The organism is Rahnella perminowiae (genome assembly GCF_019049695.1).
In the GTDB taxonomy this organism is placed as follows: domain Bacteria; phylum Pseudomonadota; class Gammaproteobacteria; order Enterobacterales; family Enterobacteriaceae; genus Rahnella; species Rahnella perminowiae.
The window spans coordinates 172488-197930 of the sequence record NZ_JAFMOT010000188.1 but is presented as its reverse complement, the minus strand read 5'-3'; the positions used below and the strand labels follow the sequence as shown (position 1 = coordinate 197930).

At 51.9% G+C, this 25443-nt stretch carries 25 protein-coding genes and 1 pseudogene; 13 read left to right on the top strand and 13 right to left on the bottom strand.

Features of this window, described 5'->3' with window-relative positions; translation table 11 throughout:
* The first annotated feature begins 320 nt into the window (after nt 1-320).
* Nucleotides 321-2627, top strand: coding sequence for a phosphatidylglycerol--membrane-oligosaccharide glycerophosphotransferase (opgB, locus tag J1781_RS24470; RefSeq protein WP_217234320.1), 2307 nt, complete (start codon nt 321-323; stop codon nt 2625-2627).
* Between the two features lie 202 nt (nt 2628-2829).
* On the opposite strand, the gene J1781_RS24465 is transcribed toward opgB, so the two are convergent.
* On the bottom strand, nt 2830-3561 hold the full coding sequence (locus J1781_RS24465) for an SDR family NAD(P)-dependent oxidoreductase (RefSeq protein ID WP_129951647.1): 732 nt from the start codon (nt 3559-3561) through the stop codon (nt 2830-2832).
* Between the two features lie 99 nt (nt 3562-3660).
* Here J1781_RS24465 and J1781_RS24460 point away from each other — a divergent pair, with 99 nt between their 5' ends.
* Nucleotides 3661-4041, top strand: a complete 381-nt coding sequence (locus tag J1781_RS24460; RefSeq protein ID WP_129951646.1) for a winged helix-turn-helix transcriptional regulator — start codon at nt 3661-3663, stop codon at nt 4039-4041.
* A 166-nt stretch (nt 4042-4207) separates the two neighbouring features.
* Here J1781_RS24460 and J1781_RS24455 read toward each other — a convergent pair whose 3' ends face one another.
* The gene (locus J1781_RS24455) at nt 4208-5074 is read right to left on the bottom strand and encodes a LysR family transcriptional regulator (protein WP_217220121.1); all 867 of its coding nucleotides are present in this window, start codon (nt 5072-5074) and stop codon (nt 4208-4210) included.
* 100 nt (nt 5075-5174) lie between these two features.
* Between J1781_RS24455 and J1781_RS24450 the strand changes: the two genes are divergently transcribed.
* Nucleotides 5175-6026: an alpha/beta fold hydrolase gene (locus tag J1781_RS24450; protein WP_217220123.1), complete on the top strand. Its 852-nt coding sequence runs from the start codon at nt 5175-5177 to the stop codon at nt 6024-6026.
* Nucleotides 6027-6030: 4 nt separating this feature from the next.
* Nucleotides 6031-6633 carry a glutathione S-transferase gene (locus J1781_RS24445; protein WP_129990414.1) on the top strand — a complete coding sequence of 201 codons (603 nt, stop codon included), beginning with the start codon at nt 6031-6033 and terminating at the stop codon, nt 6631-6633.
* A gap of 211 nt (nt 6634-6844) precedes the next feature.
* Here J1781_RS24445 and J1781_RS24440 read toward each other — a convergent pair whose 3' ends face one another.
* Nucleotides 6845-7942, bottom strand: coding sequence for an alkene reductase (locus tag J1781_RS24440; protein WP_217234319.1), 1098 nt, complete (start codon nt 7940-7942; stop codon nt 6845-6847).
* A gap of 119 nt (nt 7943-8061) precedes the next feature.
* Between J1781_RS24440 and J1781_RS24435 the strand changes: the two genes are divergently transcribed.
* Nucleotides 8062-8988, top strand: a complete 927-nt coding sequence (locus J1781_RS24435) for a LysR family transcriptional regulator (protein ID WP_217220127.1) — start codon at nt 8062-8064, stop codon at nt 8986-8988.
* 203 nt (nt 8989-9191) lie between these two features.
* On the opposite strand, the gene J1781_RS24430 is transcribed toward J1781_RS24435, so the two are convergent.
* Entirely contained in the window at nt 9192-10112 is a 921-nt protein-coding gene (locus J1781_RS24430) for a LysR family transcriptional regulator (protein ID WP_217234318.1), read from the bottom strand.
* Between the two features lie 141 nt (nt 10113-10253).
* Here J1781_RS24430 and J1781_RS24425 point away from each other — a divergent pair, with 141 nt between their 5' ends.
* Together J1781_RS24425 and J1781_RS24420 are read left to right on the top strand one after the other, a co-directional pair.
* Entirely contained in the window at nt 10254-10643 is a 390-nt protein-coding gene (locus tag J1781_RS24425) for a RidA family protein (protein WP_015697037.1), read from the top strand.
* 149 nt (nt 10644-10792) lie between these two features.
* Nucleotides 10793-11752 (top strand): quinone oxidoreductase family protein, encoded by a 960-nt coding sequence (locus tag J1781_RS24420; RefSeq protein ID WP_217234317.1) that lies wholly within the window; start codon nt 10793-10795, stop codon nt 11750-11752.
* Nucleotides 11753-11919: 167 nt separating this feature from the next.
* Here J1781_RS24420 and J1781_RS24415 read toward each other — a convergent pair whose 3' ends face one another.
* Complete coding sequence (locus J1781_RS24415) at nt 11920-12759, bottom strand: N-acyl homoserine lactonase family protein (RefSeq protein ID WP_112289118.1); 840 nt, start codon at nt 12757-12759, stop codon at nt 11920-11922.
* Nucleotides 12760-12810: 51 nt separating this feature from the next.
* Between J1781_RS24415 and J1781_RS24410 the strand changes: the two genes are divergently transcribed.
* Nucleotides 12811-13422, top strand: coding sequence for a TetR/AcrR family transcriptional regulator (locus tag J1781_RS24410; protein ID WP_217234316.1), 612 nt, complete (start codon nt 12811-12813; stop codon nt 13420-13422).
* 204 nt (nt 13423-13626) lie between these two features.
* Here J1781_RS24410 and pdxR read toward each other — a convergent pair whose 3' ends face one another.
* On the bottom strand, nt 13627-15030 hold the full coding sequence (gene pdxR / locus J1781_RS24405) for a MocR-like pyridoxine biosynthesis transcription factor PdxR (protein ID WP_238483615.1): 1404 nt from the start codon (nt 15028-15030) through the stop codon (nt 13627-13629).
* Nucleotides 15031-15173: 143 nt separating this feature from the next.
* On the opposite strand from pdxR, the gene J1781_RS24400 reads away from it, so the two are divergent.
* On the top strand, nt 15174-16118 hold the full coding sequence (locus J1781_RS24400) for an SLAC1 family transporter (protein ID WP_238483614.1): 945 nt from the start codon (nt 15174-15176) through the stop codon (nt 16116-16118).
* 91 nt (nt 16119-16209) lie between these two features.
* On the opposite strand, the gene J1781_RS24395 is transcribed toward J1781_RS24400, so the two are convergent.
* The 6 genes from J1781_RS24395 to ptsJ all read right to left on the bottom strand — a co-directional run bounded on the left by J1781_RS24395 (nt 16210) and on the right by ptsJ (nt 21496).
* Nucleotides 16210-17115, bottom strand: coding sequence for a DMT family transporter (locus tag J1781_RS24395; RefSeq protein WP_217234314.1), 906 nt, complete (start codon nt 17113-17115; stop codon nt 16210-16212).
* A gap of 13 nt (nt 17116-17128) precedes the next feature.
* Nucleotides 17129-17605: an NUDIX hydrolase gene (locus J1781_RS24390; RefSeq protein ID WP_238483613.1), complete on the bottom strand. Its 477-nt coding sequence runs from the start codon at nt 17603-17605 to the stop codon at nt 17129-17131.
* A gap of 162 nt (nt 17606-17767) precedes the next feature.
* Nucleotides 17768-18658: a glycoside hydrolase family protein gene (locus J1781_RS24385; protein WP_217234313.1), complete on the bottom strand. Its 891-nt coding sequence runs from the start codon at nt 18656-18658 to the stop codon at nt 17768-17770.
* A 62-nt stretch (nt 18659-18720) separates the two neighbouring features.
* On the bottom strand, nt 18721-19341 hold the full coding sequence (locus J1781_RS24380; RefSeq protein ID WP_217234312.1) for a LysE family translocator: 621 nt from the start codon (nt 19339-19341) through the stop codon (nt 18721-18723).
* Nucleotides 19342-19410: 69 nt separating this feature from the next.
* On the bottom strand, nt 19411-20136 hold the full coding sequence (locus J1781_RS24375) for a type 1 glutamine amidotransferase (RefSeq protein ID WP_217234311.1): 726 nt from the start codon (nt 20134-20136) through the stop codon (nt 19411-19413).
* Nucleotides 20137-20203: 67 nt separating this feature from the next.
* Nucleotides 20204-21496 (bottom strand): MocR-like B6 salvage transcription factor PtsJ, encoded by a 1293-nt coding sequence (ptsJ, locus tag J1781_RS24370; RefSeq protein ID WP_217234310.1) that lies wholly within the window; start codon nt 21494-21496, stop codon nt 20204-20206.
* A 68-nt stretch (nt 21497-21564) separates the two neighbouring features.
* Between ptsJ and J1781_RS24365 the strand changes: the two genes are divergently transcribed.
* The 4 genes and pseudogenes from J1781_RS24365 to J1781_RS24350 form a co-directional block, all read left to right on the top strand.
* Nucleotides 21565-22371, top strand: coding sequence for a YggS family pyridoxal phosphate-dependent enzyme (locus J1781_RS24365; RefSeq protein ID WP_238483612.1), 807 nt, complete (start codon nt 21565-21567; stop codon nt 22369-22371).
* Entirely contained in the window at nt 22368-23204 is an 837-nt protein-coding gene (locus J1781_RS24360; protein WP_217234309.1) for a PfkB family carbohydrate kinase, read from the top strand. Before J1781_RS24365 ends, J1781_RS24360 begins: the two co-directional genes overlap by 4 nt.
* Nucleotides 23205-23207: 3 nt before the next feature.
* The gene (locus tag J1781_RS24355; protein WP_217234308.1) at nt 23208-23465 is read left to right on the top strand and encodes a cytoplasmic protein; all 258 of its coding nucleotides are present in this window, start codon (nt 23208-23210) and stop codon (nt 23463-23465) included.
* 62 nt (nt 23466-23527) lie between these two features.
* Nucleotides 23528-23801 (top strand): annotated as a pseudogene (locus tag J1781_RS24350) (carbohydrate porin); the annotation flags it as partial.
* A gap of 302 nt (nt 23802-24103) precedes the next feature.
* On the opposite strand, the gene J1781_RS24345 reads toward J1781_RS24350, so the two are convergent.
* A complete protein-coding gene (locus J1781_RS24345; protein ID WP_217234307.1) occupies nt 24104-25372 on the bottom strand; it encodes a tyrosine-type recombinase/integrase in 1269 nt (422 codons plus the stop codon).
* Between the last annotated feature and the right edge of the window lie 71 nt (nt 25373-25443).

Below are 25443 nucleotides of genomic sequence, written 5' to 3'. Positions count from 1 at the left end.
TATTCCGCTATCATAAGATTCTTACTGAAAAGTGACCATAAAGTTAAATTTCTGGGTTATCATGCGAAATCAGCCGTCAAAAATTTGTAAAATACCATTTTTTTAGGCGAAATCAGTGACCTGAAGCCGGGTGAAGGCGTTGACCCGTTCAGGCTCAACAGGCTATATAGCGCTATCCGTTTTTGGCATGAATTTTCCTGTCTCAGGGATGAAGTGAATGATCCAGGTCATTCGCTCGATGAGTTGAACCGTCGGCGCTGCTCGCAAAACAGCAGAAATGGGTCGTAGAGTTTATTGTTTTAATCAGACAGGGTGCTGAAATGGCTTCTGAGATAATTTCATTTGTATTATTTCTTTCTTCTATTTTTCTCTACGTCACGCGGGCGTCGTCCAGCCGTGTCTGGTTTTCACTGGTGCTGTTTTTCCTCGGGCTTTACGTCATTCTGAATGTCATCCTGATCGGCAGCAATTATTTCACCGGCGAAGGCATCACGGACGCCGTGTTATATACCGTTACCAGCAGCCTGAAAGGGGCGGGGCTCAATAAATATATCCTGCCGTTTATCGGTTTACTGGCGGGGCTGATTGCCGTATTTGCTTTGCTGGCGTGGGGGCTGAAACAGCGTCGTGCTAAAAACAGCAGTGCCGTCTACAGCGCACTGGCCGTGGTACTGGCGGTCTTTTCCGTGGGTTCCACTCAGGCATTCCAGAACATTTCCCGGCTGGTCAAAACGCAAATTTCCGGCAACGGCGCAGATTTTAATACCTATTACAAAGTGCCCGAAAAAGTCATCAAGGGCGCGAAAAAACCTAACCTGGTTTATATCTATGGCGAGAGTCTGGAACGCACTTATTTTGATGACAAGGTTTTCCCCGGCCTGACGACCGAATTAAATCGCCATAAAGCGCAGAGCACTGATTTCACTAATACCAAACAGTTGCCGGGCACGGGTTATACCATCGCCGGTATGGTGGCTTCCCAGTGCGGGATCCCGCTGTTTGCGCCGTTTGATGGCAATGCCTCCAGTGCACTGGCGACCTTCTACCCGGAAAACGTGTGTATTGGCGACGTGCTCAAAGGTGCCGGCTATACCAACTATTTCTATCAGGGCGCAGAACTGGCTTTCGCAGGTAAAGGTACTTTCCTGAAATCCCATGGTTTCGACCATCTTTATGGCTACAACGAATTGCGTCCGACCGTGGCGGATCCGTCTTACAAAAACGACTGGGGTTGGTATGACGACACCTTGCTGGATGAAGTGTATAAAAAGTTCATCACGCTGAGTCAGGAAGGTAAGCCATTTTCACTGTTTACGCTGACCGTTGACACGCATCATCCTGATGGCTTTATTTCCCGGGGTTGTACCCGCAAGGAATATAAAGTGAACGGTAAAGCTAACCAGTCACTGAGTGCCGTGTCCTGTAGTCAGGAACTGATTGCCGCCTTTATCGATAAGATTAAAAAGTCCGGTTATTTTGATAACACCGTCATTGTGGTGTCTTCCGACCATCTGGCAATGAACAACACGGCATACAACATTCTGACTAAACAGAACCGTAAAGACCTGTTCTTCGTCCTTGACGGGCGTCATCCGGTGGGTGAGCTCAATGCGGCGAAACGCAGTACGCTGGATAATGGTGCGACCATACTGGATATGATGGGCGGCGATAACTATATCGGTCTCGGTCGCAGTGGTGTTTCTGCGACCTCTATGACCGCGCAGTTCCTGAATATTGATGACAAAGTGAATGCCTGGAAACCGGCGGTCATCAAACAATGGGGCTTCCCGAACAGCATCAAAAATTATGCGGTGAATACCAAAGACAGTACCTTTACTTTCTCCGGCATGACCATCAAAACGCCGTTTATTCTGAAGGTCACGGGAGACAAAATTGAACCGATGTTCGATGTCTATCTGTCAACGCCGTTGAAAAAACAGCTGGCCGGACTGGCGACCAGCGATAACTTTGTCTGGGTCGATAAATGCTACGAAATGGGCCGTGTGTGGGCACCGGAGTTGTCGCTCAATACCGGCCTGTGTGTTGCATCGGGCAACCTCGGGGCGAAGCCGACAATTGTGCAGGCCACCGGCGATACCTTCAAAGGTAAAGTAGACTTCGCGAAAGACACGTCGGGCAGTAACGCCATTTATCAGCAAACCCTGAATGCGTTGAACATTGACGATGCGGCCACTACCTACCAGTCGAAAGCCATTGCCTTTATGGTGCCGGGATTGCCGGAGCAGGTAAAAGCGATTACCGGTGTGTCTGCCGTTGAAAACTGGGGACGTTGGTCAGATGCCAATCTGGCACCGTCGGTGAAAATTGATTATGTCAAACCGCTGCCCGCTACTTTTGATGTGGTGATCCGCGCACGTGCTTACGGTAATAATATTGATAAGCCGGTTTCTGTCCGCGTCGGGGATCAGGAACAGTTTGTGACCTTTGGTGATACTGACGGCATCGTGAAAGTACAGTTCACCAACCCGGGGGCGGAGCAGAGTATCGTGATCACGCCGCCGGAGCCGACTGAGCCCACCGAAGGGACCAGCGGTGGCTTCCAGCCGCGTAAGCTGGGCATCGGTATGGTTTCGCTTGAAGTTCAGCCGGTGGATCCGCAGTCTTAATCTGCAGTTTGCCGCAAACATTAAAACCCGCCCCGGCGGGTTTTTTATTGGCAGCAATGACCCATGTTAAAAAGGCGATGTTGCCAGTCCCATAGCCAAACCTGCCTTTCTTCTCCAATGTGATCGGCCAAAATTAAGAACAGCTGGCTGCCCAACGAAATCCTTTGTGTAGGCAGTTTAGTGCCAGAGGCAAGCGCTACAACTAAACCTGTGTCAGCCCACCGTCCACACAGATTTCTGCTCCCGCGATATAACTGCTTTCATCGCTCGCCAGGAAGAGTACGGCGTTTGCGACTTCTTCAGGTTTGCCCATTCTTGCTAACGGTATTGCGCTGATTATCCCATTACGCAGTTCTTCGGAGGCTGCAAGCATCATTTCCGTATCGACAGGGCCAGGGGCGACCACATTAATTCGAATACCGCGGGCGGAGAGTTCATGTGTCCATGTGCGGGCAAAAGAACGAAGTGCCGCTTTACTGGCACCGTATACACCATATCCCGGCGTGCCAATCACATCGGCAATCGAACCTATCAAAACGACGCTCGCTCCCTTTTTCAACAGGGGAAGTGCTGCCTGCATAGCGAAAAGCGGTGAGCGCACATTCAGGCCGAAAATAGAATCAAAATGTGCCGGGGTGACGTCATTAATTGTCGAGTATTCTGCCATTCCGGCATTAATGACCAGCACATCTATCTGGCCGGACTCTGTCTCGATCAAATCAACGATCCGTGTCAGTTCGCTTATCTGGCTGACATCAGCACGTAGCGGTCTGGCGTTGCCCTTTATCGTGTGACCGGCGGCGTCTAACTCCTCATCCCGCCGGGATGTGAACCAGGTTGTCGCACCTTCACGGGCAAATCTCTGACTGATTGCAAGACCAATGCCTTTTGCTCCGCCCAGTATCAGGGCCACTTTGTTGTCTAATCTTCTCATCTGCTTACTCCTGTTCGAATGGAAAAGAGATGATATAATTTTTATACTTAATAACAATTACGCACTTTACGTAAACTAAGTATGCCGGAGTATATCGCTATGACACAGATCGATAGCAGTGACTTAAGAGATGTAGGAAAAACCCGTCCTGTTCTTGAGAACATCACTAACAAATGGTCGATTTTAATTCTCACGGTGCTTTGCACTAAACCATCCCGCTTTAATGAACTCCGTCGCCGGTTAGAGGGGATCACTCACAAAGCCTTGTCCGATGCGCTTAAGCGTCTCGAACGTAATGGGTTGGTATACCGCAAGGTACTTCCTACTTCGCCGGTGAGTGTGGAATACAGTCTTACCGCGTTGGCACGGACCCTACAGGAACCGTTTATTGCACTGTACGAATGGGCGCTGGAGCATGGAGCAGAAATGGAGCGGGCCCAGGAAATGTATGACGCTTCCCGGGTGAAAGAGATGAGTTAAAATAAGAGTTACTGTCGGCCGGGCAGGGGACCGACGGTAATCAGGCCTGCGTTCTGGCTGACGTCCGCTTCTTGCTGCTCATTGAAATCTCTTGCGGACGGTTTTGTGTCAGAAGCGGACATTGATGACAATCATTGTATGAATCAATTAAAAGCCTGTCAGTTCACTACCGCTGTTTATGCATCACCCTGGTCAGCATCTGGCAGAAGGCCTCGCTTGCGGGATTAAAGCGGTATTCGTTCACGCGCAACAGGCAATCTACCGACGGCAGCGGCATCATCATCTCAAACCCGGACACGTTACAAACCGCTTTATCAATGCTGTATTGATTGATTATGCCCACACCCAGGCCAGTCGTTATCGCTGCAAGCATACCCGCTACCGAGGGGCACTCCAGCATCACAGTAAACGGAATCTTTGACTGACGAAGTTTTTCCTCGGCCAGGCTACGGTAATAGCAATCCGGTCCCCACGTAATAAGCTTCAGGCACTTATCAGATTCATACCGCCACGCAGGCGTTGCGCACCAGTATAACTTTTCACTCCATAATACCTGGTCTTCCGGCGATGCCGTGCCCGTGAAATCCTGATGTAAGATGATTTCCAGACTTCCTTCAGAAAAATGCTGACGAAGGAGATGACTTTGCTCAACAACCAGCTGTATATCCACTTCAGGATGGTGATGCGTGAAGGTTGAGATAACCCCACATATTTCGGTCATTGAGATGTGTTCCGTGACTCCAATTCGCAGCTTTCCACGGAGTGCAGAAGGAGAAAAATAGGCCACGGCATTATCGTGCTCCGTGAGTATATTTTCCGCATGGCGCAATAAAACGCTGCCCTTTTCCGTCGGAACGCTTTTACCGTCGATGCGCATAAACAGCTGACATTGAAGATGATCTTCAAGCCGTCTGAGCTTCCAGCTTACGGCGGACTGGCTCAGATTGAGGAGTAATGCAGCCTTACTCATATTGCCCGTTTGCACCACAGTTCTGAAAACTCTGAGCGAATCAACGGAGAGTCGTTTATTCATTTTTTATGACAAAAGTTGGTTTACATCGGGAAAGAATGTCACTGGTGTCATATTCAGTCAACGGATAGCCTGACTGAAACGAGCACAACGGAGAAAGCTTATGCCCGCTAATAATGCATTACTGAATAGCAACGTTTTGATAAAGGGTTGCCGCATTGCGACCGGGATCCATGGTTCAGGTACACCTCTGGTGCTGGTGCATGGTACTCCCGCACATTCTGTAATCTGGCAGACACTGGTTCCGGTATTTGTCGATGCGGGGTTTCGCGTTCACCTTTATGACCTGCCTGGGTTTGGCGCATCCGAGCGCCCTTTGACGGCTGATACTTCGGTTGCCTCACAGGCGAGTTTTCTGCTGAAGCTGCTTGAACACTGGCAACTCGAAAAAACGCATCTTTTTGGTCACGATATCGGCGGGGCAATTTCGCTCCGGCTGGCGTTCGACAGGCCATCCCTTCTGCAGACACTTACACTTGCAGATATTCCGAGCTACGACTCCTGGCCTTCATCCACATGGAAAGATATGCGGGATAACTATGCGGATTATGCGCGGATACCTGCCACTGAGCATTACCGCGCAATGTCCCGCCAGTTGCAGATGGCCGTTTTTAATAAGCATCTTATGACAGAGGAGCGGCTGGAAAGTTATCTCGCGCCGCTTTGCGGTGTGGTGGGCCAGGCTTCATTCTATCAGCATCAGGTTGCGCACTATAATGCCTGTTACACCGCTGATTTTGCAGAAAAACTTCCGCAACTCCGGTTACCTGTGCAGATTTTATGGGGCGCGGAAGATGAATGGCAACCCGTTGAGTATGGAAAGCGTTTGCAGCGCGATATCGTCTCTTCCACGCTGCATATCTATCAACAGGCCGGACATTTTTTAATGGAAGATGTACCCTTACCTGTCGCCGCACAGTTAATTGATTTTGTTAATCAACATAATATGAGGTAGAGCCATGATCCTGATCGGAATGCTGGATTCACCCTATGTCAGACGGGTGGCTATTTATATGAAAGTAATGGGTATTGAATTTGAACATCGACCGCTTTCGGTATTCAGCGATTTTGATGCCTTCACAAAAATTAACCCGGCAGTCAAAGTTCCAACCCTTATCACAGATGATAATCAGGTACTGATCGACTCAACACTGATCATTCATTACCTCGGAAAATATTCAACTCATTCTGCTGCACCGGCATCATCGTCCGAAGCGGAAGAATTGCGGGATCTGCATCTTACGGGATTCGCCCTGGCAGCCTGCGAAAAAGCGGTACAGCTTGTTTACGAGCAGCGTCTCAGGCCAGAAGAAAAACAGCATCAGCCCTGGGTGACTCGCGTGACTCAACAGCTTCACGGCGCATGGCAGACACTGGAGAACGGCCTGCGGGAAGGTCATCCTGATATGCTGTCCGTGGCCGGTATCAGTATCGCAGTGGCCTGGAGTTTTACAGAATTGATGCTGCCGGATACCGTGAACTGTGCGCGATATCCGGAAGTGGCAAGGTTTAGATTGCTGGCCGAACAGCGACCGGAATTTTTGGCAACGCCGTTGATTTAAAAAGGGGGTTGCGTATTCCGGCGCTCATGATTCAGTACTTTATATAAAAGTAACACTGAGCGCATTAGAATCAGGCGCTTGCAAAAGGTAGCTCCATCAACATTCATTGAATACAGTTCCATCAACCGCAGCGCCTTATTAACCGTATTTTCATTTATTGGTTTAGATGAATTACGGATGCATTCCAGATGCATTGCTGTTTCAGGGAAGCTTAATCCACGTTATACATGGGATAATCTATATAACCTCCATCTTGCCCGGTGTAGAACGTATTCTTGTCAGGAACAGCAATAGGCCAACCGTTCTTCATGCGTTTCACGAGGTCCGGATTGGCGATGAAAGGACGCCCAAATGCGATTAAGTCGGCTAAACCCTCCCTGAGTGCCAGCTCTGCACGCTCCTGTGTATAGCTGCCCGCGATGATGAGGGTTCCCTCGTAGGTTTCGCGAAACTTTGTCAGGAAACCGGCAGGAATGGCCTGCGCTCCCAGAGATTCCTGATCGCTCAAATGCACATAAGCAAGTTGGCGGCGACGCATTTCAATACCCAAAGCTAACCAGGTATCCTCCTCATCATCAAAGCCATGCATATCCTGCAGGCGGCCAAAAGGTGCAATACGGATACCTGTCCGGTGACTCCCGATGGCGGCAGAGACCGCATCCACAGTTTCCAGCGTAAATCGCAGGCGATTGGCAATATTACCGCCATAACGGTCTTTTCTGTCGTTAAGTCCACCGTTGATAAATTGCTCAAAGAGGTAGCCGTTAGCAGCGTGGATCTCTATACCGTCAAATCCCGCCTCAATGGCATTTTTAGCCGCCTTGACAAAATCCTGCGTCACCCGAGGTATTTCATCCGTTGTTAATGCGCGGGGCTGGCTGTGAAATGCGCGCACAGACTGATAGTTATCCCCGGGAATGTGAGTTGTACAGCCTTCTGCAATACGCGAGACAGAACTGACCGGTGCCTGTCCATCAGGCTGGTGAGCAATGTGTGAGGAACGTCCTACGTGCCAAAGCTGAATGAATATTTTCCCGCCTTGCCGATGTACCGCCTCAGTAACCTTCTTCCACCCCTCTATCTGTTCGTCAGTATAAATTCCCGGTGTGTAAGCTTGTCCACGACCTTCCATTGAAACTGGTGAACCTTCGGAAACAATTAAACCTGCTGTGGCGCGCTGTCGATAGTAAGTGACCATACTGTCAGTGGGAACAAGGTTGTAAGCTCGCGATCGGGTCATTGGTGCCATAACGACACGATTATTAAGACTTATTTCATTCATTGTGTAGACATTCAATAATTCGCTCATTCTGTCTCCTGAAGACATTTCATGGTAAAAATGTATTGTCAGGGATCTTATCTTTATTTTAAGGCCGTGATTAGCCGGTCAAAAAGCCCCTCAGTGTTGATATAAAGGAACCAATATTTGTGACGGCACAACTCAATGGTGTACAAGAATTCACTGAAGTCGTCAGAAAAGGCAGTTTCGTCGCTGCAGCTGACGGTTTAGGCGTGACGCGTTCGGCACTCAGCAAAAGCATCAAACGTCTGGAAACACGTCTGGGGGTTCGCTTACTCAACCGCAGTACGCGCAGCCTGTCACTGACACCGGAGGGTGAGATCTATTTCAATAGCTGCAATGATGCGCTGGATATGATTTCAGATGCCGAAAGCAGAATAGAGGCGGGGATAGTGGAACCTTCCGGACTGATGCGCCTGACGGTACCCGTGGCCTTTGGGCACCTTTTCATTATGCCCTTACTCAATATCATGGCCTTAAAATACCGGGCTTTGAATATCGAAGTGGATTTCAGCGATCGGGTTCGTGACCCGGCAACAGACGGCTTTGACCTGGCCCTGAGACTTGGCCCCCTGCCTGACTCAGGTGATTTGGTAGCCACACGATTGGGCGAGCAAAGGTTTATTATTTGCGCCTCTCCGGGCTATCTGAAGCGGGCAGGCACCCCCGTTGACCTTCGTGGGCTTTCATCGCACAGCTGCATTTCAGGGTTGCCCTCAGAAGGGCAAACTTACTGGTTAATCCGGGGTAAAGAAGAGCTCGTTGTAAGGCATGTCGTTTCCTCAGCTTACCGTTTCAATAATGGCCAAGCCATGCTGGAGGCTGCTATTGCCGGATGTGGGGTGACGCAACTTCCTGACTGGTTGTGCGGTGATGCAATTAATAAGGGGCAGCTTCTTACAATTTTACCTTCATTTCAGGCACCGCCTACCCCCATTTCAGCAATATGGCCAAGGACTCATGTGGTGCTTCCTAAAGTGAGAGCCTTGATTGAAGAACTGAAAAAAGAGTTGCCGGCACTGCTAACGAGCGCGCAGCGTTCATCAACGGAGTGAATCAAAAGCAGGCAATATGCTAAAAACAAAAAGCCCGCTTAAGTTTCCTTAAGCGGGCTTCTCTAAATTTGGCTCCTCTGACTGGGATCGCCTTTACCAGTAACTGGCTAATAAGTAAGCTAAACCTGAATTCCCTTACTGTCAAGACCACTAAAATGACCACCAATCGACGCTGATGAGCGAATCAGGGGGCCGGGATGTCGTTACTTATTGTTGGAATTGGGGACATGCTGCTGCATCAATTCAACGATCCAATCAATAAAAACTCGCAGTCTGGCGCTGACATGGCGGTTCGGCGGAAACGCCAGGTACAGGGGCATTGGATTAATACGCCAGTGTTCAAATAGCGGAGTCAAGGAGCCACAAGCCTGATGTGCTGCCGCCATATAGACTGGCAGCGCAATCACGCCTAACCCGGCTAGCCCAGCTTCGAGGTAAGCATTGCCATCATCCACTGCAAGCACATAGCTGCTTTTGATTTCAATATGTTCACTCTCACAGTGCAGCACCAGAGGATCAATCTTACCGGTGCGTGTAGACAAGAATCCCACTATGCGATGGTCAGTGTTTTCCAGCTCTCGCGGGTGCGCAGGGGCGCCAAGGCGTTCCACATAACGGGGGGCGACGTAGACGCCGAATTGCAAATCGCCGACATGGCGTGCGATCAGGGACTGGTCGTTGATTTCGCCACCGCGCAAGACGCAATCCACATTGTCGCCGATCAGATCCACCACCCGGTCGCTCACGCCCATGTCGAACTGGATATCAGGGTAGCGTGCGTGGAAAGCCGGTAGCGCTGGCACCAGCACAAGGCGGGCCAGCGGACTGGGCACATCCACCCGTAACCGTCCTCTGGGCGTAATCGCCGCACTGGAGAGGCTGTTTTCAGCATCCTCCATGTCCGCCAGCAGGCGGATGACGTGCTCGTAGTAGACCGCGCCGTCGGGAGTGACACCGAGCTTGCGGGTGGTGCGATGGAGTAACTTGACGCGCAGCCGCGCTTCCAACTGCTGAATGAGTTGTGTCACCGTGGTTTTGCTCATATGAAGTGTTTGGGCAGCCTTTGTGAAGCTACCTGCCTCCACCACACGAGCAAAGGCGCGCATCGCATCGAAACGATCCATTCCTTATCCTCTCTTTCTCACCGATTGTTTGGATTTTACAAACAATGATGGACAAAGTCGCCTGTTTATCCGCCCGATCCAGTACCTGTAAAGTGTCTTTATGTTCACCGGGCAGATTTCGCCCATTGCAAAGGTACAAACATGACAACACGCGAAGCAGTTTTTCCCTTCGGTCGGCAGGCGCTCTATGAGCGCAATCGCTATTCACCGGCCATCAAATCCAACGGTTTCTTGTTCGTTTCGGGGCAGGTTGGTAGCCGGGAGGATGGTTCGCCTGAACAGGATCTTAAAGAGCAGATCAGGCTGGCATTCGATAACCTTAATGCTGTTCTCACGGCTGCGGGCTGCACGTTCGGTGATGTGGTTGACGTTACCCTCTTTGTCGTCGATCCCGAGTCAAACCTCGACGCTATCTGGAGTATCCTGCCAGAATATTGGGGGGAGGCGCCTTACCCTACGTTGACCGGGATCGGCGTGACGTGGCTTTACGGATTCAAGTTCGAGATTAAGGTGATTGCCAGGCTGCCCTGAGCGTTACGGGTCTTTCCGCCCGTCGAAAATTCAACAGGGCAGCCCGCGCTGCCTGTAGAGGCAGCAGAGAGATTTCTGAATTGCTATATGCCGCATCGGGATGGTTTGCCAGACTGGGCAGGATTTACTGATGAGACAGAGGAAAATTTATGAAAGCAGCGGTTTATGACGTGGAAGGCGCTCCCGGCGTCCTGAAATATGTCGATATCCCAGATCCGGTCACAGGGCCTGACGACATCCTGATTTCTGTCGAGGCTATCTCGATTGAAGGTGGGGATCTGATCAACCGCCGTTCAACTCCGCCGCCTCATCCTTCATGGATCGTCGGCTACGCGGCCGCGGGCACAGTTATTGCAGTCGGATCGAAAGTCAGTAGCCGTACGGTTGGGGACAGAGTCGCCGCTTTTAACATGCAGGGATCACATGCGGAACGTTGGGCTGTGCCTGCGGAACGAACCTGGCTTATACCCGATGGGGTAGATACGGCAGAAGCGGCGGTTTTACCGATTTCTTTTGGAACCGCGCATCATTGCCTTTTCACACGAGGCATGCTCCGGCACGGAGAAACCGTCCTCATTCAGGCAGCAGCGGGTGGCGTGGGGCTCGCAGCCGTTCAGCTTGCCTCACAAGCAGGCGCGACGGTCATCGCCGTGGCAAGCGGAACGCAGCGAAGAAGCCGGTTGCTTGAACTTGGTGCCGATCATGTCGTGGATCGTGCAGAGAATAACGTCGTGGACAGTGTCCGACAGTACACCCATGAAACTGGTGTTGACCTCGTCATCGATCCGGTGGGGACGACGTTGCCTGCTTCGCTTGCTGCACTCGCTCCGGAAGGACGTCTCGTCTTCGTCGGTAATGCGGGCGGTGGCAGCCTGACTGTCGACTTGTGGTCGCCAATGCAGTCTAACCAGACACTCATGGGGGTATTCATGGGACCCCTTTTTGAAAAGCCTGGAGTTTGGGCAAGTGTGGACGACATGTTGCAGGCTGTAGCCGCAGGGCGCATCAGGGTTGTCATTGACCGCATCTTCCCCCTGGCCAGCGCTGCTGCGGCCCACGAATTCGCCGAGACAGCGAAACCGCTTGGCCGCATCGTTATGAAGCCATGAGACGCGTTTGACCAGTATGAGTGTGCTGGGCTAATTACTGGGTTCTGGTATCAAGGCTAAGTTCAGATGTCAGGGGGAGGGCAAAGCTGAAATGTCCGCTCTGTGCCAAAAGCGGACGTATTCATGTCTCATCTAAATTTTTGGCACAGAGCCACATGAGACATCAACTATTCGCGGGGAATAGTGAATATTTTCTCTTCAAGACGTTTTGCACTATCAAAATCATGGGCGAACTGGGTAATGGTTGATTTGCGTTTACATAGTTCGCGCATTCTGCGGGTTGAATCATGATGCAACTTTGCATCAACTGCGACACCATCAACGCGACCTTCCAGCATATAACTTTCCTGGTACGAAGCATCGCCTGCAATCAATACATAGTGAGTGCCTGCATCTACCACGACTGACTGGTGCCCAAGAGTATGTCCCGGGGTTGGAACAATTCTTACTGCGCCGTCTTTCGTTACCGCCATGCTTCTGTCAAAACTTTCAAACGGCCCGTCATCATGTGTGGTGGTGGTTGGTTTAAGCCATTTTGGATAATGCATGTTAAGGAAACCTTGCACTGGCCCATTCCATGCAAGAGCGTCATGCGCTTCTTTTTCACTCAGGATTATCTCACTGTCAGGAAAGTGCCCGATTCCTCCGGCATGGTCACCGTGCATGTGGGTCATGATGACCCACCTCACCTCCCTTGGATTGAATCCGACTGCCTGAATTCTGGCGTTAACTTCTTCTTCAGGTTTTACCCATCTCCTTTCGCATTTCTGCATAAATGGATGCCACCAGGGCTGATAGCCCGGATCATTCGCGTGTGAGCTTTCGCCTGTATCCACTAAGATAAGACCTTCCGGATGTTCAATAAGCCAGCATCCAATCGGGAGACGTAGACTCCAGTCTTTGTCTCTCAAAATATCCACGACGCGGGCTGGACGTGCTTCATAGCGGGCTAACTGGTGCCGGCTTTTGATCTGAACATCTCCGGTTTGCAGGCAATGTATTTTCATGTCATCCTATTAACGCAACAAGTGTTGCGTTAATACTAGGCTTTGAGCGCAATGAGAGCAACATCTGAAGAAAAAGAATCACTCGACGCAGTAAAAGAAAGAACCGGTGGACGCAGTGCTAAAGTCAGGGAGGCTGTGTTGCAGGCTGCCCGGCAGATACTCATGGAACAAGGAGCGAATGCCCTGACACACCGAAACGTCGCGCATCTTGCCGGAGTCAATGCGTCGACGGTCTTTCGTCGATGGCCTGACAGAGCAAGATTGATTGCCGATGTGTTCAAAAGTGCCGCTGAAAGCATGGTTACCCTTCCAGACAGCGGCAGCCTGTCCGAAGATTTGTATGAATTTTTGCATAGGATTTCCTCCATGCTCGCTTCATCAGAGGGCAGGAAATGGGTACTGGGCGCTATTAGCGCGACCTCGTCGGGGGATGGCATGGTTGAATCTGCTATTCGGGAGGTCTGGGAGCAAAGGTTTCAGCAGGCGGAAATCATGTTTGAACGGGCAGCTTTGCGTGGCGAGGCTGGCTATGAGGGGCAGCGCAGAGCCATACTTGAAACGCTTATTGCTCCTGTCTGGTTCAGAATTCTGATTACTCAGGAGTCTGTAGATGAGGAATATCTGGTGGCAAATATCAGCCGAGTTTTAGAGCAGATGTTTTGATCGCGTTTTTTATTAAGACCGAACTCGGGATGATAAAGCTCGCTATTTTGAGATAAAACAGATTAAAGACACTTTCAGAAACCAGCGGTATGTCCGCTGTTCGCTCACAGCGGACCATGTGGCTTGCGGACAGCCTGGTGTCAGAAGCAGGCATTACTCTCTTGAGTATGGTAAACAGTGTGGAACAGACCAGCAGGTTAAGTATCAGTGGTATAAATAATGTCCCAACCGCTTAAGTACGGCCGCCAACTCTTTGAGATCAACGCTGGCAAATCCCACAATGAGCAAATTAAATTCCGTGTTTTTATTGCAGGTATAACTGTCGAATGAAGCTATCTGGACATCGTTCTGCTGCAACCACTGAAAAACCTTTTCCGTTATCAGAGCATCAGCAAAGCTCAGGTACATTTGAAGTCCGCCGTCCGGAATGGTGAGCTGTGCATCAGGCAGAAAGGCTCTGATGAGCCTGGCAACATTGTCCCGCTTATGCAGATAGACGGTGCGCATTCGTCTGGCGTGTTTCTCATAGGCACCACTGTTGATCAGCTCGGCCACCCACTGTTGCATCAGACCGTTCGTCCCTCTGGAAAGGCCCCAGTGCAGGGAGGCCATCTGCCCAATTAAATCCTGATCGGCAACCAAATATCCCAGTCTTATACTGTTAAAAAGCACTTTTGAAAATGTCCCCATATAAACGACCTGGCTTGCAGCCTCAGAGGCGCGAAGGGCGGGCAGGGGAGCACGGTCAAAATAAAATTCACTGTCATAATCATCTTCAAGAATCAAAATGTTTTTCTGAAGGGCAAGGCGTATAAAAGCTCCCCGCCTCAGCTCTGACATCGTCACACACTGAGGGAAGTGGTGTTCAGGCATCAGGTAAACAATGTCCTGATCCGTTCCGGGCAGCTCAGTTACGCTCATCCCCTCGTTGTCCAGGGTATGAGGCTGCAGTCTGTAACCAAACCGGCTGAAGTTATGCGCAAAATCCATGTAGCCAGGATGCCCGAAATGAAAAACTGAGCGGGAATTCATCAGCGTCATGGCCAGTAACACGCTGCCGTACTGTGTGCCCGGTACGATCAATACCTCTGAAGGCGATGCGGTAATGCCACGCGCAGGCAGGATCCTGTCGCAGATCAGGCGGCGCAGCCCGGCATCGCCGCGGCTTTCACCAAACCGGTTCAGTTTTTCAGGGTAACGAATCACCCGGTTAAAAGCCGAACGAAACGCGCTGACCGGCAGGTGTTCTGTGCTGGCATGGCTGGGTAACAGCGAAAGGGAGCCGGGAGGGAACTCGCTCATCAGTTCACTGTCATCTTTGGGTTTATTGCCCGGCACGAACCGGGACTGCTCGCCGGAATTATCCGCAGAGATTACTTCTGTGCCTCTTCCCACCTGGCTGCGGCACGCGCCTGAAGCACAGAGCTGCTCGTAAGCGCGAACCACGCTGCCGCGCGATACCCCCAACTGGCGGGCCAGATCGCGTGAGGGCGGCAGCATTTCCCCGTTCTTTAATCGCCCGTTGGTTATGTGCCAGAGGATTTGCTCAGCAATCTGCGCATACACCGGGGTGGCCAACAGCCCTTTTTTTAAACGTAACTCAATCATATCAGGAACCTGCAGACCAATAATAACTACTCATTGGACCTTTGAAATTAATTTTAACCGGACCAATATACCTGCCGGTCTTTCACACACGTACAGATGAACACGGCGTCAGTTACCCTGTGCTCAGCGGAATGCAGATATACATGAAAATCTCATCAGTAAGCTTCGACCTTTTTTCCTCGGTAATGGGTATAACCGGCCTGGGGCTCGCCTGGCGTATCGCCTCTGTGACTTATGCCATTCCGGCCTGGCCGGGAGAAACCCTGATCGCCACGGGTCTGCTGACCTTTTTTATTTTAATCCTCTGTCAGTTGCTTCGCCTGGTACGCTGGCATTCCCCTCTCCGGGATGAGTGGCGTTCACGTTCACGACGAAATTTTTTCTGTGCAGCCACTATTTCAGGTTTTCTCCTGTCATCCGGTGTTATGCCTTACAGCCTGAAAGCCGCCTGCCTGTTGTGGATAGCGGCAATGTGCGCCCAGCTTTTCTTTCTGGTATGTACATTTCGACGCTGGGTTATTGATGAACTCGAGGTGCATGAGATAAGCCCCGTATGGCTAATCCCGATGGTGGGCAATGCTTCACCGTCATTTGCCGGGCTGGCGCTGGGTTTCCCAGGGATAAGCAAGATGATGCTTTTTTCGGCCATATTATGCTGGGCACTGTTTATGCCACTGATCCTCTGGCGTATCGTCTTTGTGCGTCCCAGTACGCCTTTTACTGCCATGCCCGGCCTGGCCATTATGGTGTCGGCACCGGCGGTGATTTCTGTCGCGCTGACCACTCTTTATGGTGGAATGACGGAAGCTGCACTTTTTATGGCATGGACGGCACTGTTCTTCGCCATTATTCTACTCAGCCTTTGGCGGCGTATGGTGCCGCCTTTTACACGCGGATGGTGGGGATTCACATTTCCTTCAACGGCGCTGGCTTCCGCGCTGATCCGCGTTGACAGCGCGCAACCATCGTTTCTTAATCACCTGCTGGCGCTGGGCGCAATAACTTTTGCAAGCTTCATCGTCTGCTTCGTCACAATCACCGCGGTTGTGCGTCTCTTCTCTGGGCCAGTAAATCGCAGGCTTGCATAAAGCAGGTAAGACCTGCACCGGCACCGTTATATAACCATTAAAGCAGCAGGCGCCGGTGAGTCACTTTCTGTTTTATACCGCTCAGAAATGTTCAGCCTGCGGTTCTGTTGTGCGCATATTTACGTGAACCGACAACGCAAAGAATGACGCCAAGAGTAACGAGTCCCATCAACGGCGTTACGTTTTCGTGCAGTATCGCGACGGCAAAACATAAACCGATAAAGGGTTGCAGGAGCTGTAACTGTCCAACGGCGGCGATACCGCCGATAGCAAGCCCTTTGTACCAGAAGATAAAACCAAGAAACATACTGAATAACGAGACATAACCCAATGCAATCCATGCAGGTGTGCGGATGTGGCTACTATGCGCAGGCAGATTGTAATACGCGGCAATGAGCATGAAAGGCAATGATATGACCAAAGCCCAGCTAATCACCTGCCATCCGCCTAATACGCGTGACAGTTTCGCGCCTTCAGCATAGCCAAGCCCGCAGGTCACTATAGCGGCAAGCATCAGGAGGTCTCCCGATGCCGAAAGTGAAACCTCGCCGGTGAGAGCGAACCCGGCAACCAGCAGACTGCCAGCGACAGAAAATATCCAGAACGGCTTCTGTGGTTTCTCTCCGCCGCGAATGACGCCAAAAACCGCCGTGCTTAACGGCAGCAATCCGGTGAAAACCAGCGAATGAGCTGAAGTTATAAGCCTGAGAGCCATTGCAGTTAACAGCGGAAAACCGACAACGACGCCAAGAGAAACAATAACAAGCGATAAAATCTGCGATGCCTCCGGACGTCTGATCTTCATTACAGCAAGCAGGATAAGCGCAAGAGTTCCGGCAATGGAGGCTCGGATAAATGTCAGAAAGAATGGATCGATATCCATGACCGCGATACGCGTTGCTGGCAGAGAACCACTGAAGATTACGACGCCCAGAAAACCATTTATCCAGCCTGATAACGCGCTTTGAGGCGCAGAGGGAGTGGCAGAATTTAGCATGGTGCGCCTCAACTTAATCAATGTGTCCCTGGTTTGCTGGCAGAGTTTTCATCTTCAGAGAGTGACAGGCCAGCGTTTCAACCAGCGGCAGCACGTGATTTACCGTTAGGGGGGCCAGCAATATTGGCCTGTCATGGTGGGAGGAATACCAGTACATTTCCTCGATTTCAGCAGCAGGCTGGAAGTCCGTTTTTTCTGGATGAATATGATAAATTTCAGCCGAAAGTGTGGACCCTGGCTCATTCACAGCAACATCTGTAAAACTCCCGACGTAAGTAAATTGTGCTGCTTCTGAAGCCAGTCCCAGTTCTTCATAAAGCTCACGCCGAAGCGCTGCCAGCGGGCTCTCGCCAGACTCAATTTTTCCACCGGGCTGAATAAAATGCGAGGTGCCTCTCTTTCTGACCAGCAGACAGCGCGCTGAAGCGTCGGTGATAATGGCTGATGCAATGCGGATGACCGTTTTTTTCCTCATTATGTCTTTTCTCATTTAAGGGGCCGTTATGATAGAAGTTTGCGGGTTCAAGGCGGCTCGTACCCTAAGCATTTACCGAGAGAGCATGCTGGCTACCCACAACTAAACCGAAAGGTAGGCCCTGTTTATCATGAATATCAGGTGATACTTTGCAGCGAAGCCGGGGCAGAGCGTTTTTCACCGGTTACCTGCATCTTCAGCCGGCGCATTGAGATGTATATCGCATTGTGGCCCAAAGCACTTTATCTGCTGGCATCCTGGTTTTCCGCTAAGACAGTTGTGATAAACGTGCATATTGTGGAGCCTGACATTGAATACGGTGTCCATATGGATGCCATAGTCGGCATTGTTATACACGTCCAGATTACTCATATAAACGTTGATCAGGTGCGAACCACGAATGCCGTGACCACGCGGGTTGGCATAAAAACCGCCGCTGTTTTTTCCGGTTTGGATCAAACGCACATCGGCTACCCGCCGAAGATAAATATTATGAAAATAGTCCTTTTCGGTATTGCCGTTATTATGCAGCTTCAGGTCTATCGCCGTGACACGACTGGCACCTTTAATATGGATCCCGTCGCTGCTGTTCTCCACCTCAACATTCTGCAGGGTGATATCACTGCAGCCGGTTTTTTCACCTGCGGTCGGGTCCCCACTGCAGTTAAAAAAGAGGCCAATCTGATTATTTCTTAGATCCTGGCTGTCAGCTCGCGGGTCAATGGTGCCGACCAGTTTCACATCTTTTATTGTGACGTGGCTGGCGGAAGTGGCATAAAGCAGCGGGGCATTAATGCTCCTCCTGACCGCAGGACTCCAGGTGATAACCGTACCCGGCCCTGCACCTTCAAGTGCCACATTGCTGCTCAGTAACAGACTGCTGTCCTGAAACCAGGTGCCGTTGCCGAGCAGCACGGTGCCGCCACCGGCATCGGCGACCCGCTTAATGCATTCAGACAGTTTGTGCGGAACCGGACAGGCCACAGTGCCAGCAGCAAACGCCGCGGGGGCGTAACCTGGGAATATCAAAACAGCGATAAAACCGGCATAGCGGAAAAGGGCTTTCATAGTAACTTTTCGCTCACATTTAGCTTATGGACAGGCGGAGAGGCAGTACAGACTGACAGAAATCACCGCAGAATAAGCCGGATCCCCAGATATCCCATCACCAGGCCACTGACCTTATCCAGCCGGGATTTGTACTGCATATATGCCTGACGCGGCCTCTCAGCCGACAGCAGCCATGCCACAACGGCATACCAGATTGTATCGATGCAGAACGCCATAGCGGGCAACACAAGGTAAAGATAAGGCGAGATATGCTGGCTGAGCAGGGCGGCAAAAATACTGCCGAACACGATAGCCGTATTCGGATTACTGAGCTGAGTCGCCATGCCTATAAAAAACGCGCGGCCCGGATGGTGCGCACTTTCACCGCCAGCGAGGGATCCGGCGCTGTCACCCGTCCTGAAAAGCATGCGGCAGCCCAGCCAGATGAGGTAAACCCCACCTGCCGTTTTGAGTGCGGTATACAGCCAGGGTACCAGTGTCAGCAACGAATGCAGCCCGGCGAGCGCGATGACTGAGAAGATCATGCACCCTACGCCCATGCCTGCGGCGGCGGCCAGTGCGCTGAGCCGTGAAGAGACAACGGCAGTGCGTACTATCATGATGAAACTGGGGCCGGGACTCATGGCACCCAACAGGATGGCACCGGCAATGGTCAGAAGGGCTGCGGGTGAGTCAGTCATCTCTTTACCTGCTTTATTACGGTTCAGGATTGTCTATCCCTGCGCTGGCAAGTCTGCACAGGGATACGATTACTTGCGGCTCTGGCTGTAGCGGTCGGCCAGCTTATCGAGGAAAGTTAACAGTGCCTGGTTCATCTCCTGATAATCATGTGCACGCAGCTCCGCCGGTGTGTGCACGAAGCGGTATTCGGCTGCACGGCTTAGATCGTTTTCTGAGTTTGCAATCAGCAGTTCGACCACCTGCGGAGTCAGTTCCATGTGACACTGAAAACCGTAGACCAGATCGCTGTAAGCCACAATCTGACGCGGGCATCCTTCGCTGTAGGCAATAACGGTGGCATCCGGCGTCAGACCAGGCATGTCGTTATGCCAGTGCCCGACCTCCAGCGTATGCCCGAAATGCGCAAACAGTGCATGCTGCCGTCCGGCTTCCGTAAGGGAAACAGGGAATTTACCAATTTCTTTTTCCGGGCTGTGGTCGAAGGGGGCACCGAGCGCTTCACCGATCAGTTGGGAACCCAGGCAGATGCCGATGACGGCTTTTCCTGCCCGGATGGCGGCAGCGATGACGGCCTGTTCAGCTTTCGCATCAAAGTGCGAGCATTCTTCAGGCGTGGTGGCCGGATCCTGCGGACCGCCCATGACGATAAGAAAATCGATATCGTCCACGGCGGACGGGAGCGCATCGCCTGCATAAACCCGTGAATAGGTAACATGATGGCCATGCTCCCTGGCCCAGATCTCATAGGCTCCCGGAGCCTCAAAACTTTCATGAATGATGAAATGTACGCGCATGCAAATAAACTCCGTGGTGGGGACCGGTAATTTGTCCGGTCAGGTCAGATAAGCGGCTGCGGGCAAGTCAAAGAGACGGCAGCAGACCGGTCAGAGAAAGCGTAAAAGACCCGGCCTCAGCCGGCTCAAGATCGGAAACGGTAATACGCAGGCCGTGCGCCGGATGAAACAACCCGAACACTTCCCCTTCGCGCACCAGCCATCCCTTCAGGGCCAGTTGCATCACAATGCCTGAAGAGTCGCAGTCCAGGGGCACCCATACGTTAAGGCCATCGTGCCGGTCTGAAACCTGTAACCCATGACCGCGCAGCAGGTCGGTCAGCGCCTGGCGACGGACCCGGTAAGTTTCCCTGACCGTCTCAAGGTGAGATGAAAAATCCGCAGACATCATCACCGCAGCGGTGACATTCTGAATGATATGGCTGACCCAGTTTGTACCGGCATTAAGGCGTTGCTGAAGCCGCAGCGAGGTTTCTTCATCGCTGGCCACAAAAGCGAGCCGCATGTCCGGGCCAAGAAATTTGGAGGTCGAGCGAATGAGCGCCCAGTGACGCGTCGTTTCCGGAATGATGTGCTGATACGCCTGCGTGGAGAGGAGCGAAAAGTGATCGTCCACGATGACCAGCACCTGCGGATAGTCTGCCAGAACCGCGCGGATGCGCTGCGCCCGCTGTGCGCTGAGACCAAAACCAGTAGGGTTGTGCGCCCGTGGCGTAATAATGACCGCCTGAACACCAGAAGCAAGGCACTCTGCCAGCGGTCCTTCCTGCATACCTTCTTCATCAACCGGCACTCCGGCAGCCTGCAGGCGATTGTGCATGAGAGTGCTGATACTGCTCAGAAAACAGGGATCCTCAACCGCAACCCGATCTCCGGCGATGAGATAACAGTTGAGAAGGCGCTCAACCGCATCCACCGCCCCGCTGGTCAGATTGAGCTGGTAGGAACCTGTCACATCAGCATCCATCCAGCGGCGGCCGAGGTTTTCCATTTCCTCGCTGACCGCGCGTTCACCGTAAAGACCTGGTCTCATTCGCATAGGAGACACCTCGGGCAAAAACGTGGCGCAAGGATTGCCACTGGCAAGGTCGCGCACCGCCAGATCCGGCGGCGAGCCCTCCATTGCAACAGCCTGAAAGGCGAAGCCGCGGATCACCGTGCCGTTTCGTCCCCGGGAAACAGCGAAGCCTGCATCAGTCAGGCGCTTATACGCGGCGGCTACCGTATTTCGGTTTACCTCCAGGGAGACCGCCAGCTCACGCACGGGCGGCAGCGCCTCACCGGGTTTAAGTTCGCCGGACTGAATTAACGTCCTGACCTTTTCAAAAATTTCGCCTGCTGTTTTACCTGATAGTTTCATTGATCTGTGACAATAAATTATTTAACCTAGGACAATAATAATTCAACCCAGGCAGACTGTCTACCACGATGAAAACAGACGAACATACTCTAGCCAGCGCGACACAACCGCGCCATGACATGCATAACCTTTGGCCGCGTGCAGAAAGCGTTGACGACTTCCGGATTAACCTGCAGGCGGTACGCAGCCGGATTGAAGACGCCTGCCGCCGCACCGGTCGCGATCCGGACAGCGTCAGGCTTCTGCCGGTCAGTAAAACCATGGATGAGGCCCATATTCGCCTGGCTTATGACGCCGGCTGCGATTTTCTGGGTGAAAACAAGGTGCAGGAGGCATGGCGAAAATCTCAGTTAATGTCGGATCTCAACCCTCTGAAATGGTCGGTCATCGGTCATCTGCAGTCTAATAAGGCCAGACTGGTTGCAAAATTCGCCAGCGAATTTCAGGCGCTCGACAGCCTGCATACTGCGGAAGTTCTGGACAGACGTCTGCAGCAAGAAGGGCGTGAACTGGATGTCTTCGTTCAGGTAAACACCTCTCACGAGCCTAGCAAATATGGCCTGACGCCGGATGAAACTGAGACATTCTTGCGTCAGCTCACGCCCTTCAGCAGCCTGAATGTGAAGGGACTGATGACTCTGGCCGAGTTCACGACAGATGCCAAACGCGTTCGCGAATGTTTTATTCGTCTGCGGACGCTGCGTGACCGTTTATGTGAGACGGCACCTGCCGGATTTTTGCCAACACAGCTTTCAATGGGGATGTCCGGTGACTTTGAAATTGCGGTGGAAGAGGGGGCCACGGTTGTTCGTGTGGGGCAGGCTATTTTCGGCGCCCGCAGCCTTCCCGATGATTATTTCTGGCCGACCCGATGAACAGTGACAGCTCATCTCTGGCCCTGCCAGATGTGATTTCCATCCAGTCGCAGGTGATCCGGGGGTGTGTCGGAAACAGCATTGCGCAGCCTGCTCTGACACGATACGGGCATGACGTGCTTGCCGTACCCACCTGCGTACTGAGCCACACACCGGACGGGCAGGAAATTTACGGCGGCGAGCTGCCTGACACCTGGTTTGCGGGGTTCCTGACCGATATCAGTGACAGGGGGCTCGATGGCGGTCTGCGGGCCGTGGTAACGGGTTTTCTGGGAACGCCAGCTAAAGCTGCCGTATTAAAGCCATGGCTTACCTGCTGCATTACCAGGCATCCCGATTTGCTGGTCGTCATGGATCCGGTGCTGGGTGATAAAGATACGGGTTATTATGTCGATCCTGCACTGACAGAATGGTACAGAGCACAGCTGACCCCGCTGGCAACCGGCCTGACGCCTAATTTGTTTGAACTGGAGTGCCTGAGCGGCAGGGCACTGCAGAGCCGGGATGAGGTTGTGAGTGCGGCGCGCTCACTGCTTCAGGGCAGGACACAGTGGGTAACGGTGACCAGTGCGGACGACTGTGGTGATAACGTCACGGTCAGCGTACTGGTTGTGACCCGCTGCGGATTCTCTCAGATACGCCATGATTTTTATACCGGCGCGCCAAAGGGAACCGGAGATTTGTTTACCGCCGAGCTTACGGCAGCCCTGCTGCGGGGATTACCGGTGGCCGGAGCGGCAGAAGTTGCGTGTTCCCTGACACGCAGCAGTATTCTTGCTGCGCTTAAGGGGCGGCCCGGCCTGCTCAAGCCTGCTTTGTTTAATGGAGGATGAAGGATGGAAAATTACCGCCTTGCGATTACGAAACAAGGGCAGCCTATCGGGAATCTGGATTCTTGCGGTAAAACCGGCGCCGAACTTGCCGGGCTGATCGCTTCCTTACTGGCCGGTATGCCGGACTGGGAAGTCACCTGGTGGGAGTCAGACAGTGAAAAGCGTATCCTTGAAAGCTCGCCGGACGGGATCAGGATCCTGAGTAGCGAAAAGCTTTATCGGGCATCAGCACGGCCAGACGCTGTGACGGAAAAGTTTTGAGTATTATCGGGTGGATCTGTGTTCAGGTTTACCTGTCTGCTCAATGCCAGGAACTGACATAAATCTATGTGCACAACAATATCGACAAGTTCAATATGGCCGGGGTAGCCCAGTGACTGTGACTATGACTGCGCGATTCTGGCGCCGGGAAAATATGACATTCACACCATCCATTCCTCATGTCACCTGCCTGATATCATGGATATGCCTAACTTCAATATTTATCTTGGGGCTTATGTTTCCTGGCTTGAATCACCGTCGGTTAAAACGGGTAACACGGATGACCGTTATGGCGCACGCATGCGTTTTAAATATCTTTTCAAGCGGTTACTGTAAAAACCTGGCGCAGGCCATTGTGTAGGTATCCCTGAAATCCGCACCATTCTCTTTTAGAGATCCTCTGGTATGTGGATTAGTTTACCCTGAAAGCGAACTTCCGCTTCGCTCATAACTGACCTAATCCGTTTCCGTAGATAGTTCTAAATGATAAGCGGATCTCACACTTTCGATTCACGCAGGACAGTCTGGCTGACGATGCTCATAAACGGCTTAACAATTTCTTCGAGTTGAAGCCAGAAATATGCCGTACCAGTACAGACTGATACGGCATATTTCTGAGATTTATTTTGTCAGAAGGTTTATCCCATTGTGTAACTGATTTCCTTCCCACAAATATAAGGCGGCACATACTCTTTCCGGCACCTATCCAGATAATCCGACCACCATTGCATCATCGCTTTACGGGCATCGAGATATTCTGCTTTATGGATGTAGGCTGCTCGAACGCTATTGCGTTCCTGGTGACTCATCTGCCGTTCAACCGCATCCTGTGCCCATAGGCCAGATTCCATCAGGGCACTACAGGCCATTGCCCGAAACCCGTGGCCGCAGATTTCATCTTTTGTGTCATAGCCCATCAGGCGTAGCGCCTTGTTGACCGTGTTTTCACACATCGGCTTATACGGATTGTGATCGCCGGGGAATACCAACACCTGATGACCGGATATTTCCCGTATCTGTTTCAGAATAGCGATGGACTGACGTGAGAGTGGAACGATATGTGGAGTGCGCATTTTTGCACCACGCCCAGAGTAGCGGACACCGGGGATGGACTCGCGAGTGGCAGGAATGGTCCAGATTCTATTTTTGAAATCGATCTCAGACCAACGGGCGAAGCGCAGCTCGCTGGAGCGGATGAACAGGTGCAGGGTGAGTGATACGGCCAGGCGGGTTAACTCTCGTCCTTGCTGGTAGTCCTCAATGCGAATCAACAGTTCCGGCAGTCGCTCCAGCGGAAGGGCGGGGTAGTGGCGTTTAACGGGAGGAGCGATGATACCCTCCAGATTTGCCGCCGGATTGTTCTCTATCAACTCCTGATGTACGGCATGACGCATGATGTTGCACATATGCTGCCGGGTACGTGCTGCGACTTCCAGCAGACCTTTTTGCTCAATGCCTTTCAGCAGGTCGATAAAATGGCGAGGTTTCAGTTCAGTTACCGGCAAGTGTCCAATCACAGGGAATATATGATTGTTCATGCTGGCAAGCAGGCGGGATGCGTGATTCTCAGACCATGTTCGGTTGCTGTTATGCCACTCCAGTGCCACATGTTTGAAGGTTTTTTCTGGTGTGGAAGTGGTTCTTTCAGCAGAGCGCTGTTGTGCTGGATTGATATTTTGCGCGAGGAGTTTACGGATACCATCACGCTGTTGACGAGCATCAGCCAAAGACACGTCAGGGTAGGCGCCTAAGCCAAGGCGAGATTCTTTTCTATTGATACGATATTTGAGATACCAGAGACGTGAACCGCCGGGATTGATCAAAATGTACAGGCCGTGAGAATCGGAAACTTTGAAGGGTTTTGCGGATGGCTTTAAGCTGCGGATTTTTGTGTCGTTAAGAGACATTTGGGGGTCACTCCGTCATCGAACCAACATGACCCCAAATCTGACCACCAAATTCTCCCGATGCGGAGAGA